Source organism: Mycolicibacterium holsaticum DSM 44478 = JCM 12374, assembly GCF_019645835.1.
Classification (GTDB): domain Bacteria; phylum Actinomycetota; class Actinomycetes; order Mycobacteriales; family Mycobacteriaceae; genus Mycobacterium; species Mycobacterium holsaticum.
Genome location: NZ_CP080998.1, coordinates 3,117,746 through 3,133,620, shown reverse-complemented (window position 1 = coordinate 3,133,620; position 15,875 = coordinate 3,117,746). Strand labels below are relative to the sequence as shown.

Here is a 15,875-nt window from a genome sequence, read left to right as displayed (position 1 = left end):
AGGAGTGCTTCGATGGGAAGCGGAACGATACGACTCGGCGGGCTGTGCGGGATCGCGTCGGCGGTGGTGATCGTGCCCGCCTATCTGGCCGGGTCTCCGGAAACGCCCGACGATCCCAACCGGGTGCAGGCCTACTTCGACAGCGCCGCATCGTTTCTCACCGCCAACGGCACGCTGCCGCTCCTGCACATCTTGTTCGGCGTGCTGTTCCTCGGGGTGCTGACCGCGACGCTACGGTCAGCCGCCGGCCCCACCGGTGCGGTGTTCACCGCGATCATCGGCGGCACGGTGTTCTTGGCGCTGATGGCCGCGGGCCTGTCCGCCGAGGTGGCGGTGCCCGCCGCGATCGTCCAATTCGACGACATGACCGTGACCGAGTTCTCCCAGCCGTTCCTCGGGCTCGCCTTGTGGCTGTACCACTACGCCCAACTGGGGGCTGCCACACTGATTTTCGCGACCGCCTACGTAATCTGGCGCTCCGGGGTGTTGCCGAAGTGGTCGGCGGCGCTCGGGGTGCTCGGCGTACCCGCGTTGCTGCACACCTGGATCGGTCTGCCCGGCGCCTACTCCACCGCCGCGTGGTTGGCGTTGACCGGCCTGGTTATGCTGGCGCTACCGCCGGTGGTGCGCGTGGAAAGCGTGGGGGTGTGATGGGTTTCGCCGGGCTGTTCTTCGCGGGTCTCGCGGCGCTTCTGCACGTCTACATCTGGGTGATGGAGTCGTTCACCTGGACGTCGGCACGCACCAGGGCCACCTTCGGCCTCACCGAGGAAGAGGCCTCGGCCACCAAGGAGTTGGCCTTCAACCAGGGCTTCTACAACCTGTTCCTGGCCATCGTCACGGTCACCGGGATCGTGATCGGCGGCCTCGGCTACAACTGGGTGGGCATCGCGCTCGTCTTCGCAGGCACCGGATCGATGCTGGCCGCGGCGCTCGTGCTGCTGCTGTCCTCGCCGGACAAGGCGCGTGCCGCGGTCACACAGGGCGCCCTGCCGCTGATCGCGATCGTGCTGCTGGGGATCGCCGTCACGCTGTAGCGCCGCGGATGAGGCCAACCCTGGCACCGCTGCTAGCGGTACTGGCCGTGGTGGCCAGGTGCGCCCAGATTCGTGCCGGGGCGTGACCCCGACGCTACAACAGACCCAGCAGCTGCAGGTCGGTGACGTACTTGACGATCACCTCACGGGTGACGTGCGGAATGTCCTTGTCGGGACCGATCTTCGCGTCCTGCACGGCGGTCCGGAACCGGTCCGTCGGGGCGATCGACCCGCGGATCGGGCTCTCCGGGCGTTGATAGTTGTGCAGCAGCGGCAGCACCGACGCCTGACGCTGCCGTTCGGGCAACGCGCGCACCGCGGTGTCGAACCGCGCGAGCCAGGTGGCATAGTCACCGACACGTTCGACGGGATAGCCCGCCTCGATCAGCCAGTCGACGTACTCGTCGAGACCGATGCCGTCGTCGTAGGGGTTCATCACGTGATAAGTCGCGAACCCCGAGCCCTCGTCGGCCACCCGGATCCCCAGCGTCGAGATCGCCTCGGCGATGAACTCGACCGGCAGCCCGTCGTAGTGCGCCCGCTGGCGACGGCCCTGCGCGTCCACCTCGTAGAACGAGAACGGCGCGATACCGGTGGCAACCAGGCTGAAAATCAACCGGGTGAACATGTCCGGCACGTTGAGTTGGCCGACATAGGTGGTGTCGGCGAGGATCAGGTCGCAACGGAACACCGCCGCAGGCAGCCCGCACCGATCGTGGGCCTCGCGCAGCAGCACCTCACCGCCCCACTTGCTGTTGGAGTAGCCGTTGGCGTAACTGTCGTCGACCTTGCGGGTCGCGCTGATCTCCCGGATGTCACCATCCTCGGTGAACTGGCCGGGCGTGATGCCCGCGCCCACACCGATCGTCGACACGTAGACGTACGGCTTGATCTTGGTGGTGAGCGCGACGCGGATCAGCTCGGCGGTGCCGACGACGTTGGGGCCGAACAACTCGCTGTAGGGCAGCACGTGGTTGACCAACGCCGCGGGATCGACGATCAAGTCGACCGTGTCGGCCAGCCGCTGCCATGTCTGCCGGTCCAGCCCGAGATCGGCTTCGCCCTTGTCGCCGGCGATGACCTCGAGATGGTCGGCGGCCAATTCCCGGTAATGGCGCAGCAGTTCGGGATCGCCCGAGTCGAACGTCTTGTCCAGCCGGGCGCGTGCCGCCTCGTCGTCGCGGGCCCGCACCAGGCTGATGACCTTACCGCCGACCATCGCCATCCGCTCCAGCCACTCCAGGGCCAGATAGCGGCCCAGAAAGCCCGTCGCGCCGGTGAGCAGCACCGTGCGCACCTCGGCCGCCGGGCCGGGCAGGGACGCCGCGGCAGCGAGCGTCTGCGGCTCGATGAACTTGTCCAGCGTCAGGTCGGCGGCGTGCACCTCGTCGGCGTGACGGCCGTGCACCGACGCGAACGTCGGCCGAGCGGTTCCGGGTTGGCGTGCGCCCTCGATGTAGTCCGCCAGCGCCGCAAGGTCGTTGGCGGGGCTGACGATGACGCCGACCGGCACCTCGACGTCGAAGATCTCGCTGAGTAGGTTGCCAAAGGTCAACGCCGACAGCGAATCTCCGCCCAGATCGGTGAAGTGCGCATCGGGCTGCACGTCGGCGGCCGCGGCGCCAAGCAGCGCCCCGGCGGCGCGGCTGACCGTCTCGATGACCGGCTGATCGGCGCCGTGCATGCGCAGGGTGCGCAATTCGGCGGCCTGAGTGTCGGCCAGTTCGGCGTAGCGCGCCTCGAGCTGCTCGCGGTAGTGCTCTTTGACTTTCGGCCGCGCCAGCTTGCGGATGCCGGTGAGCAGACCGTTCTCGAGCGTGAAAGGCGTGGTCTCCACGATGAAGTCGCGTGGGATCTCGTAGGACTGCAGCCCCGCGGTCCTGGCGACGTCCTGCAGGGACTCGGTGATCGCCGTCTTCAGCGCCTCGCCGTCGTAGCGGTTGAGAGCATCCTCGGTCGGCACGATCACGGCCAGCAGGTAGGAGCGAGCGCTGTTGCCGTAGACGAAGATCTGGCGCACCAGCGGGCTGGTGCCGAACGCGGCCTCCAGCTTGGACACCGTGACGAACTCGCCCTGCGACAGTTTGAGCACGTTATTGCGGCGGTCCAGGTAGACAAGGCGGTCCGGCCCGGTCTCGGCGACGACGTCGCCAGTGCGGTAGTACCCGTCGGCGTCGAACACCTCGGCGGTGGTCTCCGGTCGCTTGTAATAGCCCGGGAACATCGTCTGCGTCTTGATCAGCAGTTCACCGCGCGGATAGGGCCGGTCGGTGCGGAAGTATCCGAGGTCGGGGACGTCGGCCAGCTTGTAGTCGATGACCGGTGGCCGCGACACCTGCCCGTCGAGGAAGACCGCACCCGCTTCGGTCGATCCGTATCCATCGGCCAGATGAAGGTCCAGCAGTGTCTCGGCGAACGTCTTCATCTCCGCCGAGATCGGCGCGGAGCCCGTCATCGCGGAGACGAACCGGCCGCCCAGCAGGTTCTGCCGCAGGTTGGCGAGCACCTCGGTCTCGGCGACCGCCGGCTCGACGCCATCGGCGGTGCGCCGGTCGACCTCGCTCTGGAACTGCTGAAAGAGCATGTCCCAGATCCTGGGGACGAAGCTCAACTGGGTGGGCCGGACCAGTGCGAGATCCTCGAACAGGGTCGAAAGATCGCTTCTGGCAACGAAATAGCCGGTGCCGCCCGCGCCCAGCGTTGCGTAGAGAATGCCGCGGCCCATCACGTGGCTCATCGGCATGAAGTTCAACGTGATCCACGGAAGCGTTCCGCCGCTGCCCCACGCGGCCATGCTGGACCGTCGCCACGAACCCATCACCGCCTTGACCGGGTACATCGCGCCCTTCGGCGTCCCGGTGCTGCCCGACGTGTAGATCAGCAGCGCGAGGTCCTCATCGTCGGGGTCGGACGGCCGCGGCGTCGGCAGCGCGCGACCACGATCGAGCACCTGCGCCAATGTCTCGATGGTGACCGGGGTTTCGGCGAGCCGCGCGGCGGCGGAGCCCAGCGCGTCGCGGTGGTCGTCGACCTCGTCGTGGTAGTCGAACACGATCAGATGCCGAGGGAGGTGGCCGGTGAGCATCACCTCGACCGCGTCGTCGAGAAAGTCGACGCTCGCTGCAACGGCAACGGGTTCGGTCTCGGCGGCGATGGGTCGCAATTGGGCGGAGGGTGCGCTGGTCTGCAGGGGGACCGAGATCGCACCCAGATGCAGCAGCGCCATGTCGATCGTCGTGTAGTCGATGCTGGTGAACCCGAGGATCGCGACACGGTCCCCGGAACGCACCCCCGCCTGCGTCAGCGCCGCGGACACCGCCTTCACACGGTCGGACAACTCGCGGTAGGTGATGGTGTCAAAGCGGGGCAGCAGCCGGCTGGAGGTGCGACCGGTCGCCGGATCGGTGACGAGTTCCACGGCGCGCTGGCCGAGCGCGGGCCGGTCGGAGTACGCGTTGAAAATCGTGTGGATGAGCTGGGGGACCGTCAGGTCGGTGGCCTCGATAGCGTGCGTGACGTCCTCTTTCGGGCGCGCGGCCGCGAACTGGTGGTCTGTTTCGTACAAATCAGAAATCCGGCGCGCGAGTCGCGCCTCCCGGGTGTCGGTCGTCATCGAAAATCCTTAGGACGAGCGTGGATTGATTGGGGGCGCCCCGTTGCGTCCATAGAAAACATCGTTAGTGAAACTAAAATTATTCCGGTTTCGGCTGGCAGCTTGCTGTGAGCGCCGGGTTGACCGGCCCTGCGCGTGGGTAATCAGGCAGGGACCAAGGAGGCATCATGACCGAAACGCGTGTACCGACCCGGGGCGGCCGACTGCACATGCCACGCAGTCGGGGCGCAGCGAGTGGGCTGCTATTGATTCTGTTGGGCGCGTGGGGCGCGCTGATTCCGTTCATCGGCCCGTTGTTCGACTTCGCGTTCAGCCCGGACCGGGCGTGGACGTGGACAACCGGACGCGGGTGGCTGGAGGTGCTGCCCGGCGTGGTGACCGTGGTGGGTGGCCTGCTACTGCTGGCCTCGGGCAACCGCGCCACCGCGATGCTGGGCGGCTGGCTGGCCGTCGCGGGCGGTGCCTGGTTCGTCATCGGGCGCGCGTTGGCGGGGCCGCTGGGCATCGGTGATGCCGGCGTTCCCGTCGCGGCCACCGAGGCCAAGCGGGTGGCGTTGGAACTGACCTACTTCTATGGCTTGGGCGCGCTGATCGTATTCCTGGGCGCCGCCGCACTCGGTCGCATCTCGGTGCGCAGCGTGCGTGACGTCGCATGGGCGGACCGTTCCACGACGGCCGTCGCGCGACCGGCGCCCGCGACCGCCGACCGGGTAGATGACCGGGTCGATGACGAGCCTGCGCCCGTCATGGCCGATCAGCGGACGGAGGTCATCGGACCGACGGCCGAAGCCGCACAACCGCGCCGTCGTAGTTGGCGCAATATGTTCCGCGGCGATGACAGCCACCGCGGTCACCGCCTCGCGCACCGGTAACTCGACGCCGGCCTGAACGAAGAACGCAAAGTGCCTGCGGGCACTTTGCGCTTCTTCGTGTGCGAACGCGGTGACGCAGGTCGCACCACCACATCGATGGCGACGAGGTTCACCCGTGTCATGTGATCTGCGTGACGGTGGCGCCGGTTTTCGGAAGATAGCGTGCCTATCTAAACGTTGTGCCGATAGTCACTTGCTCAGATTTCCGAGGAGGCCAGCATGCCCGAACGGCCTGGCATCACCAGTTCCGTTGCCGCACGCCAACATTCGGCCGCTGCGGTGTGCGAGGCGTTCGGCTTCCCCGAAGAGGAGTGGCCGATGTTCGCGCGGTGGGCCGCGGTTCCGATGTCCCCGCGCGACGCAGAAGCCCTGTACCAGTACGTCGACGTCAAGATCGCCGAGCGGTGCTGGAAGCCGACCGACGATCTGTTGTCGAACCTGATCGACGTCGAGGTCGACGGCGTCGAACTCACCGTCGACGACATCTACCGCTTCGTCGCCACGCTGGTGACCGAGGGCGTGTTCTGACGTTCAGCCCGTGTAGGCCATCACGTGTTTGATGCGGGTGTAGTCCTCCAGGCCGTACGCCGACAGGTCCTTACCGTGCCCGGACGACTTGAATCCGCCGTGCGGCATCTCGGCCACCAACGGGATGTGGGTGTTGATCCACACGCATCCGAAGTCCAGCGCCGCCGAGACGCGTAGCGCCCGCGACACATCGCGCGTCCACACCGACGACGCCAACCCGTATTCGACGCCGTTGGCGCACGCCACCGCCTCGGCCTCATCGGAGAAGGACTGCACGGTGATCACCGGGCCGAAGATCTCCTGCTGGGTCAGTCGGTCGTCTTGGCGCAGCCCGCCGATCACCGTGGGCTCGACATAGAAGCCGCGGTCACCCTGCCGGGCGCCGCCGACGGCGATGTCGGCGTGCGGCGGCACGTCATCGAGGAAGCCGAGCACCCGCTGCAGTTGGGTGGCGTTGTTGACCGGCGGCACCCAGGCGTCCTCGTCGTCAGCCGGCTTGCCGAAGGTCGTCGTCGCGCCGTGCGCCTGCTCGGCCAGGGCATCGGTCAGCTCACCGGCCACCTTCGCGCTGGCCAGCACGCGGGTGGCGGCGGTGCAGTCCTGGCCGGCGTTGAAGTAGCCCGCCGTGGCGATGCCCTGCGCGGCTGTCGCGATGTCGCAGTCGTCGAACACCAGTACCGGCGCCTTGCCACCCAGCTCCAGGTGGGTGCGCTTCAACCGCCCGCCCGCGCTGACGGCCACCGCCCGGCCCGCGGTCACCGACCCGGTGATCGACACCATCTGCGGCGTCGGGTGCGCGATGAGCGCCGCGCCCGTGTCCCGGTCACCGCAGATCACGTTCAGCACCCCGGGTGGAAAATGCCGTGCCGCGATCTCGGCGAGCATCACCGTCGTCACCGGGGTGGTGTCGCTGGGCTTGAGCACGACGGTGTTGCCCGCGGCGATCGCGGGTACGAACTTCCAGATCGCCATCATCATCGGGTAGTTCCACGGCGTCACCTGCCCGATCACGCCGACCGGCTCGCGGCGGATCCACGAGGTGTGGTCGGCCAGGTACTCGCCTGCCGACTTGCCCTCCAGCAGCCGGGCGGCGCCTGCGAAGAACCGGATCTGATCGACCATCGGCGGGATCTCTTCGGCCATGGTGACGTGGTCGGGCTTACCGGTGTTGCGGCCTTCGGCCTCGACCAGCTCGGTGGCCTGGCTCTCGACATCGTCGGCGAAGTCGAGCAGCGCCTTCTGTCGCGCCGACGGGGTGGTGCGCTTCCAGTCCGCGAACGCCTTCGACGCCGCCCCATACGCGCGGTCGATGTCGGCCTCGGCGGAGATCGGCGCGGTGCCGTATTTCTCGCCGGTGCTGGGATCGACCAACGCCATAGTCGCGCCGCCTGCCGTGTCGACGTGCTGGCCCGCGACGAAGTTCGAAACGCGCAACATATCGGCCATCGGGGGCTCCTGTCGTCAAAGATCTGCGGGGACCGGCGCGGGAAAATGACTCGGATACACCGATTCGACCACAAACTCAGCGGGTCGGCGACGAGATCACCGGCGGTGCTGGCGAGCGGCGACGGATTTCGTCGTTGGCGGGCCGGAGGACAGGTGCGTCCATCAGCGACACCCGGCACAATGGCACACTGGTCACTTACGAGGCGCTTGGCCTGCCGTCTGCGCGCCGTGACCGCAAGACCTAACGAAAGAAATTTATCTTCATGGACCTCGTCATCTTCCTACCCCTACTCATCGTGCTGGGCGCGTTCATGTTCTTCGCGTCGCGGCGCCAGAAGAAGGCGATGCAGGCCACCATCGACCTGCACAATTCGCTTGAGATCGGCGACCGCATCCACACCACCTCGGGCCTGCAGGGCACCATCACCGCGATCACCGACGACAACGTCGAGTTGGAGATCGCCCCCGGGGTGGTCACCACCTGGATGAAGCTGGCCGTGCGCGACCGCATCGACGACGATCTCGACGACGATTTCGATGAGACCGACTCCGCGGAATCGAGCGCCGCCGAACTCACCGAGAGCCCCAACACCAAGACTGACAGCTGAGGACTCAGCAAGAGCACGTACGCTTTGCGGTGCTCACGAACTGACCTCGAGGAGACCCTGAAACGTGGCATCGTCTTCGGCGCCGGTGCATCCTGCCCGTTATCTGACGCTTTTCGCGGTGTTGCTCATCGGCGCGTACTGTCTTGTCTTCTTCACTGGCGACAAGCATGCGGAGCCGAAGCTGGGCATCGACCTGCAGGGCGGCACCCGGGTGACCCTGACCGCGCGCACGCCCGACGGGTCGGCACCCACCCGTGAAGCGCTCAGCCAGGCCCAACAGATCATCAACGACCGGGTCAACGGGCTAGGCGTTTCGGGCTCCGAGGTCATCATCGACGGCAGCAACCTCGTCATCACGGTGCCCGGCAGCGACACCAGCGACGCGCGCAACCTCGGCCAGACCGCGCGGCTCTATATCCGTCCGGTCATCCACGCCATCCCCGCCCAGCCCATGCCGCAGCAGTCGCCGACGGAAGGGCCAGAGGGCGCACCGCCCGGCGGCATGCCCGGCACCGGTATGCCCGGTATGCCCGGCATGCCCGCGGCACCTCCGGGTGAGCCCGGTGCCACGCTGCCGCCCGCGCCTGACGGGCAGGCACCGCCGGAGGCACCCGCCCCGCAGCCGCGCCCGTATCCGCAGGAACCACCCGCTCAACCCGCGCCGACCCCGTCGCCCACCCCGGCGCCGCCGTCGCCCACCCAGGCCCCGGCCCCGCCGTCGCCCGACGACGTGCCGCTGCAGCAACGCATCTCCGACGAGAAGCAGTTGCGCCAGAGCACCGACCAGCAGATCCAGATCCTCGCGTTGCAGTTCCAGGCCACCCGCTGCGGCGAGGACGACGTGCTCGCCGGCAACGACGACCCGAACCTGCCGCTGATCACCTGCTCGACCGACGGCAACGAGGTCTACCTGCTGGCCCCGTCGATCATCAACGGTGAGCAGATCGAGACCGCCAGCTCGGGGCTGGATCAGCAGCGCGGCGAATACGTCGTCGACCTGCAGTTCAAGAGCGAAGCCTCCAAGACGTGGGCCGACTTCACCGCCGCCAACGTCGGCACCCAGACCGCGTTCGTGCTCGACTCCAAGGTGGTCAGCGCGCCCGCGATCCAGGAAGCGATCCCCGGTGGCCGCACTCAGATCACCGGCAAGTTCAACCAGCAATCGGCGCGCGAACTGGCCAACGTGTTGAAGTACGGTTCGCTGCCGTTGTCGTTCGAGTCGTCAGAGGCCGAAACCGTCTCGGCCACACTGGGATTGTCCTCGCTGCGGGCCGGTCTGATCGCCGGTGCGGTCGGGCTGGCGCTGGTGTTGCTGTACTCCCTGCTCTACTACCGACTGCTGGGGGTGCTCACCGCACTGTCGCTGGTCGCTTCGGGCGCAATGGTTTACGCGATTCTGGTGCTGCTGGGCAGATGGATCGGCTACACGCTCGACCTGGCCGGTATCGCCGGTCTGGTCATCGGCATCGGTATGACGGCCGACTCGTTCGTGGTGTTCTTCGAACGCATCAAGGACGAGATACGTGAGGGGCGGTCGTTCCGGTCGGCGGTACCGCGCGGTTGGGCCAGGGCCCGCAAGACGATCGTGTCCGGTAACGCGGTGACGCTGTTGGCCGCCGTGGTGTTGTACATCCTGGCGGTCGGCCAGGTGAAGGGGTTCGCGTTCACCCTGGGCTTGACGACGGTGCTCGACGTCCTGGTCGTCTTCCTGGTGACGTGGCCGCTGGTGTATCTGGCGTCGAAGTCGACGACCTTCGCCAAACCGGCACTGAACGGCCTCGGCGCGGTGCAGCAGATCGCCCGAGAGCGACGAGCGGCGGCGAGCGTGACGGGACGGGACTGACATATGGCCGCAAAGCAATCATCGGAAACGACCGCCGTCGAGGCGCCCAGCCTGGAATCCGCCGCACCGAAGCACGGTTTCTTCGTCCGGCTCTACACCGGCACCGGCGCGTTCGAGGTCGTCGGCAAGCGCAAGATGTGGTACCTGATCAGCGGGCTGATCGTCGCGGTATGCCTGGCGAGCATGTTGTTGCGCGGGTTCACGTTCGGCATCGACTTCGAGGGCGGCACCAAGGTGTCGATGCCGGCCACGACCCAGACCGGCACCGTCTCGGTGCAGCAGGTCGAAGACGTGTTCAGCCAGACGCTGGGCAAGAGCCCGGAATCGACCGTGGTGGTCGGCAGCGGCGGATCGGCCACCGTGCAGATCCGTTCCGAGCACCTGACCAACGAGGAAACCGAACAGCTGCGCACCGCGCTGTTCGACGCCTTCAAACCCACGGGTCCCGACGGGCAGCCGAGCAAGCAGGCCATCAGCGATTCGGCGGTCTCCGAGACCTGGGGCGGCCAGATCACCCAGAAGGCGCTGATCGCCCTGGTGGTCTTCATCGTCCTGGCCACCATCTACATCACCGTGCGCTACGAGCGCTACATGTCGCTCGCGGCGATGGCCACGCTGGTGTTCGACCTGGTGGTCACCGCGGGCGTGTACTCGATCGTCGGCTTCGAGGTCACCCCGGCGATGGTGATCGGGCTGCTGACCATCCTGGGCTTCTCGCTGTACGACACCGTCATCGTGTTCGACAAGGTGGAGGAGAACACCCACGGCTTCGAACACACCACCCGCCGGACCTTCGCCGAGCAGGCCAACCTCGCCGTCAACCAGACCTTCATGCGTTCGATCAACACCAGCGTGATCTCCGTGCTGCCGATCATCGCGCTGATGGTGGTGGCGGTGTGGCTGTTGGGTGTGGGCACGTTGATGGACCTCGCGCTGGTGCAGTTGGTCGGTGTGATCGTCGGGACCTATTCGTCGATCTTCTTCGCCACCCCGCTCCTGGTGACGCTGCGCGAGCGCACCGACCAGGTGCGCAACCACACCCGCCGGGTGATGAACCGCCGCAAGGGCGCAGAGACCAGGGCAGCCGACACCGACACCGACACCGACATCGACACCACCGAGGCCGCCGAGGCCGACGACGGCAAGGACGACGCACCGCAGACCGTTGCGGCGGCATCGGTGCCCAGCAGCACCCCGCCACCGGACAAGCCGGCGCCGGGCGCACGGCCGGTACGGCCCACCACCAGCCGAACCGGACGGCCGTCGGGTAAGCGCAACACGCGGCGGCGGTAGCCGGAGATGACTGGCCAGTGCCGGCGCGCCGGCGTCTTGGCGGCAGTGCTGTTGCTGGGCGCCGCGGGGCTGGCATCGTGCTCGCGCAGCCCCGCCGACAGCATCGACTACGCCGTCGACGGCCCGCTGGGCACGTACAACACCAACACCGTCGAGGGCGCGGCCTCCGGTGCGCCCCAGGCGTTCGCGCGCGTGTTGACCGGCTTCAGCTATCACGGACCCGACGGCCAGATCGTCGGCGATCACGACTTCGGTTCGGTGTCGGTGGTGGGGCGCAGCCCGCTGGTACTCGACTACGAGATCAACGCCGACGCCGTCTACTCCGACGGTAAGCCCGTCACCTGCGACGACATGGTGCTGGCATGGGCGTCGCAGTCCGGCCGGTTCGCCGGTTTCGACGCGGCCAGCCGCGCCGGATACGGCGACATCGCCGGCATCGACTGCACGCCGGGGCAGAAGAAGGCGCGGGTGTCGTTTGTCCCCGAGCGCGGCTTCGTCGACTACGGCCAGCTGTTCAGCGCGACGTCGATGATGCCCTCACACGTCGTCGCCGACGTGCTGGGTCTGGACGACGGCGGGGTCGCCACCGCGGTCGCCAACAACGACGGCGCGACGGTCGAACGCATCGCGCAGGTCTGGAACAGCACCTGGAAGCTCACCCCCGATCTGGATCTCAAGAAGTTCCCGTCGTCGGGTCCGTACAAGCTGGACTCGGTGACCGACGAGGGTGCGGTGGTGCTGGTCGCCAACGAGAAGTGGTGGGGCACAGCGCCGGTCACCGACAAGGTGACCGTCTGGCCGCGGCCGGAGGCGATGCAGGACCGGGTCAACGAGGGCGCCTACGACGTCGTCGACATCGCGACCGGTTCGTCGGGCACGCTGAACCCGCCCGACGACTACGTCCGCACCGAAACCCCGTCGGCGGCTATCGAACAGCTGATCTTCGCCTCGCAGGGCCCGCTGGCGCCCACCCCGGCGCGTCGCGCGCTGGCCCATTGCACACCGCGCGACGCGATCGCGCGCAACGCCGGAACGCCGATCGCCAACGCACGCCTGAACCCGACGACCGAGGACGCCTACAGCGGCGTCGAAGGGGCCGCCGAGGCCAAAGAGTTCGTCGCCGCCAACCCCGATGCGGCCCGCGCCGCGCTGGACGGGCGACCGCTGACCGTGCGCATCGGGTACCAGAGCCCCAACCCGAGGCTGGCGGCGACCGTCGGCACCATCGCGCAGGCGTGTGCACCGGCCGGGATCACCGTGCAGGACGTCGCCACCGAGACGACAGGACCGATGACCCTGCGCAACAACGAAATCGACGTGTTGATCGCCACCACCGGCGGAGCGCCGGGCAGCGGGTCGAGCGGGTCGTCCGCGATCGACGCCTACGATCTGCATTCGACCAACGGCAACAACCTGTCGCGCTACTCCAACCCGCGGATCGACGAGATCATCGACACATTGGCGGCGACGGCTGATCCCAAGGAAACCGCCCGGCTGCTCGGCGAGGGCGGCACCATCCTGTGGGCCGACATGCCGACCCTTCCGCTGTACCGTCAGCAGCGCACCGTGCTGACGTCGAACAAGATGTACGCGGTGCAGAGCAATCCGACGCGATGGGGTGCGGGGTGGAACATGGACCGCTGGACGCTGGGGCGGTGACCGGAACCGCCGGGCCGACCGCATCAGACGGCGACGTGTCGGGGCTGATCGCCTCGATGCTGCGTGCGGTGCCCGACTTCCCGGAACCGGGCATCCAGTTCAAAGACCTGACGCCGCTGCTGGCCGATGCGCACGGGCTCGCGGTCGTCACCGACGCGCTGGCGCAGCCGGCGCAGGCCGCCGACCTGGTCGCCGGCATCGACGCGCGAGGCTTCCTGCTCGGCGCGGCGGTCGCGATCCGGCTCGGCACCGGGGTGCTGGCGGTCCGCAAAGGCGGCAAGCTGCCGCCGCCGGTGCGCACCGAAACCTATTCGCTGGAATACGGCACGGCGGCGCTGGAGATTCCCGCCGACGGCATCGACCTCACCGGGCGCTCGGTGTTCATCATCGATGACGTGCTGGCCACCGGCGGCACGGTGGCCGCGACGGTGAAACTGCTGCAACACGCGGGTGCGACGGTCACCGGGGCCGCGGTGGTGCTGGAATTGGGGGCGCTCGGTGGCCGCGCCGCGCTCGCCGGCCTGCCGGTGACGTCGCTGCACACCGTCTGAACGATATCCTCGAGGTCTGGACGTTGTAGCTGGACAGGAGGTGACCATGGCTGCCAGCGGAGATACCCCCCGCACCGGTCAGGCCGTGCAGGCGCCCCCCAGCGCGCAATCGCCGGAAACCCAGCCGCTCGAGGTGCCCAAGACATCCACCAGCGCGTCGCGTCGGGTGCGTGCCCGGTTGGCCCGACGGATGACGGCACAGCGCAGCGCCGTCAACCCGGTGCTCGAGCCGCTGGTTGCGGTGCACAAGGAGTTCTACCCCAAGGCCAACCTGCAGTTACTGCAGCGGGCTTACGAGGTGGCCGAGGAGCGGCACGCCGATCAGATGCGCCGTTCCGGTGACCCGTACATCACCCACCCGTTGGCGGTGGCCAATATCCTGGCCGAGCTCGGCATGGACACCACCACGCTGATCGCCGCGCTGCTGCACGACACCGTCGAGGACACCGGCTACACGTTGGAGGCGTTGACCGAGGAGTTCGGCGCCGAGGTCGGTCACCTCGTCGACGGCGTCACCAAGCTGGACCAGGTCGCGCTGGGTACGGCGGCCGAAGGCGAAACCATCCGCAAGATGATCATCGCGATGGCCCGCGACGCCCGCGTTCTGGTCATCAAGGTCGCCGACCGGCTGCACAACATGCGCACCATGCGGTTCCTGCCGCCCGAGAAGCAGGCCCGCAAGGCCCGCGAGACGCTGGAAGTCATTGCGCCGCTGGCGCATCGCCTCGGCATGGCGACGGTGAAGTGGGAACTCGAGGATTTGTCGTTCGCCATCCTGCACCCCAAGAAGTACGACGAGATCGTGCGTCTGGTCGCCGACCGGGCCCCGTCGCGCGACACCTACCTGGCCAAGGTGCGCGACGAGATCGCCGCGACGCTCACCGCCTCCAAGATCAACGCGGTGGTGGAGGGCCGACCCAAGCACTACTGGTCGATCTATCAGAAGATGATCGTCAAGGGCCGCGACTTCGACGACATCCACGACCTGGTCGGGGTGCGGATCCTGTGCGACGAGATCCGGGACTGCTACGCCGCGCTCGGCGTGGTGCACTCGTTGTGGCAGCCGATGGCCGGGCGGTTCAAGGACTACATCGCCCAACCCCGCTACGGCGTGTATCAGTCGCTGCACACCACCGTCGTGGGCTCCGAGGGCAAACCGCTGGAGATCCAGATCCGCACCCACGACATGCACAAGACCGCCGAGTGGGGCATCGCCGCGCACTGGCGGTACAAGGAATCCAAGGGCCGCAACGGCGTTCCGCACCCGCACGCCGCCGCCGAGATCGACGACATGGCGTGGATGCGTCAACTGCTCGACTGGCAGCGGGAAGCCGCCGACCCCGGCGAGTTCCTCGAGTCGCTGCGCTACGACCTCGCCGTGCAGGAGATCTTCGTGTTCACCCCGAAGGGCGACGTGGTCACCCTGCCGACCGGATCGACCCCCGTGGACTTCGCCTACGCGGTGCACACCGAGGTCGGGCACCGGTGCATCGGCGCGCGGGTCAACGGCCGGCTCGTCGCGCTGGAACGCAAACTCGAAAACGGGGAAGTCGTCGAGGTTTTCACCTCCAAGGCGCCCAACGCCGGACCGTCGCGCGACTGGCAGACCTTTGTGGTGTCGCCGCGTGCGCGGGCCAAGATCCGTCAGTGGTTCGCCAAGGAGCGCCGCGAGGAGGCGTTGGAGGCGGGCAAGGACGCGATCGCCCGTGAGGTACGCCGCGGCGGACTTCCGTTGCAGCGCTTGGTGAGTGCCGAGTCGATGTCCGGTCTGGCCAGAGATCTGCGGTATGCGGACGTATCGGCGCTGTACACCGCGATCGGCGAGGGCCATGTGTCGGCGCGGCACATCGTGCAGCGGCTGGTGGCCCAGTTCGGCGGTGACGAGGAAGCCGTCGACGAACTGGCCGAACGGTCCACTCCGGCCACGATGCCGGTGCGCCAGCGCAGCTCCGAGGATGTCGGCGTCGCGGTGCCCGGCGCGCCGGGGGTGCTGACCAAACTGGCCAAGTGCTGCACGCCGGTGCCGGGCGACAACATCATGGGTTTTGTCACCCGCGGCGGCGGGGTCAGCGTGCACCGTACCGACTGCACGAATGCCGCGTCGCTGCAGGAACAGTCAGAACGGATCATCGAGGTGCTGTGGGCGCCGTCGCCGTCGTCGGTGTTCCTGGTCGCCATTCAGGTCGAAGCCCTGGACCGCCACCGGCTGCTGTCGGATGTGACGCGGGTGCTCGCCGACGAAAAGGTGAACATCCTGTCGGCATCGGTGACGACCTCCAACGACCGGGTGGCGATCAGCCGGTTCACCTTCGAGATGGGTGATCCCAAGCATCTGGGGCACGTGCTCAACGTGGTGCGTAATGTCGAGGGTGTCTACGACGTCTACCGGGTGACGTCGGCGGCCTGAAATCGCCAGCTGAAGGGT

12 protein-coding genes are annotated in these 15,875 nt (G+C 67.6%); 10 read left to right on the top strand and 2 right to left on the bottom strand.

Annotated features, from left to right (window positions below):
* The first annotated feature begins 12 nt into the window (after positions 1-12).
* Complete coding sequence (locus K3U96_RS15075) at positions 13-651, top strand: hypothetical protein (RefSeq protein WP_069403987.1); 639 nt, start codon at positions 13-15, stop codon at positions 649-651.
* Positions 651-1,037 (top strand): DUF1304 domain-containing protein, encoded by a 387-nt coding sequence (locus K3U96_RS15070; protein ID WP_069403988.1) that lies wholly within the window; start codon positions 651-653, stop codon positions 1,035-1,037. Before K3U96_RS15075 ends, K3U96_RS15070 begins: the two co-directional genes overlap by 1 nt.
* A gap of 94 nt (positions 1,038-1,131) precedes the next feature.
* On the opposite strand, the gene car is transcribed toward K3U96_RS15070, so the two are convergent.
* Positions 1,132-4,650: a carboxylic acid reductase gene (car, locus tag K3U96_RS15065; RefSeq protein WP_220690233.1), complete on the bottom strand. Its 3,519-nt coding sequence runs from the start codon at positions 4,648-4,650 to the stop codon at positions 1,132-1,134.
* 167 nt (positions 4,651-4,817) lie between these two features.
* Between car and K3U96_RS15060 the strand changes: the two genes are divergently transcribed.
* Both K3U96_RS15060 and K3U96_RS15055 read left to right on the top strand, forming a co-directional pair.
* Positions 4,818-5,522: a hypothetical protein gene (locus K3U96_RS15060; RefSeq protein WP_069403990.1), complete on the top strand. Its 705-nt coding sequence runs from the start codon at positions 4,818-4,820 to the stop codon at positions 5,520-5,522.
* Between the two features lie 219 nt (positions 5,523-5,741).
* Entirely contained in the window at positions 5,742-6,050 is a 309-nt protein-coding gene (locus K3U96_RS15055; protein WP_220690232.1) for a cytochrome P450 family protein, read from the top strand.
* A 3-nt stretch (positions 6,051-6,053) separates the two neighbouring features.
* Here K3U96_RS15055 and K3U96_RS15050 read toward each other — a convergent pair whose 3' ends face one another.
* On the bottom strand, positions 6,054-7,487 hold the full coding sequence (locus K3U96_RS15050) for a gamma-aminobutyraldehyde dehydrogenase (protein ID WP_069404019.1): 1,434 nt from the start codon (positions 7,485-7,487) through the stop codon (positions 6,054-6,056).
* A gap of 272 nt (positions 7,488-7,759) precedes the next feature.
* Between K3U96_RS15050 and yajC the strand changes: the two genes are divergently transcribed.
* The 6 genes from yajC (at position 7,760) to K3U96_RS15020 (ending at position 15,857) form a co-directional block, all read left to right on the top strand.
* Positions 7,760-8,104: a preprotein translocase subunit YajC gene (gene yajC / locus K3U96_RS15045; RefSeq protein ID WP_069403992.1), complete on the top strand. Its 345-nt coding sequence runs from the start codon at positions 7,760-7,762 to the stop codon at positions 8,102-8,104.
* A gap of 64 nt (positions 8,105-8,168) precedes the next feature.
* Entirely contained in the window at positions 8,169-9,947 is a 1,779-nt protein-coding gene (secD, locus tag K3U96_RS15040) for a protein translocase subunit SecD (protein WP_069403993.1), read from the top strand.
* Positions 9,948-9,950: 3 nt separating this feature from the next.
* Positions 9,951-11,240 (top strand): protein translocase subunit SecF, encoded by a 1,290-nt coding sequence (secF, locus tag K3U96_RS15035; protein WP_069403994.1) that lies wholly within the window; start codon positions 9,951-9,953, stop codon positions 11,238-11,240.
* A 6-nt stretch (positions 11,241-11,246) separates the two neighbouring features.
* Positions 11,247-12,899, top strand: coding sequence for an ABC transporter substrate-binding protein (locus K3U96_RS15030; RefSeq protein WP_069403995.1), 1,653 nt, complete (start codon positions 11,247-11,249; stop codon positions 12,897-12,899).
* Positions 12,854-13,450 (top strand): adenine phosphoribosyltransferase, encoded by a 597-nt coding sequence (locus tag K3U96_RS15025; protein ID WP_084222940.1) that lies wholly within the window; start codon positions 12,854-12,856, stop codon positions 13,448-13,450. The genes K3U96_RS15030 and K3U96_RS15025 overlap by 46 nt, the downstream gene beginning before the upstream one ends.
* Before the next feature lie 46 nt (positions 13,451-13,496).
* On the top strand, positions 13,497-15,857 hold the full coding sequence (locus K3U96_RS15020; protein ID WP_069404021.1) for a RelA/SpoT family protein: 2,361 nt from the start codon (positions 13,497-13,499) through the stop codon (positions 15,855-15,857).
* Positions 15,858-15,875 lie beyond the last annotated feature (18 nt).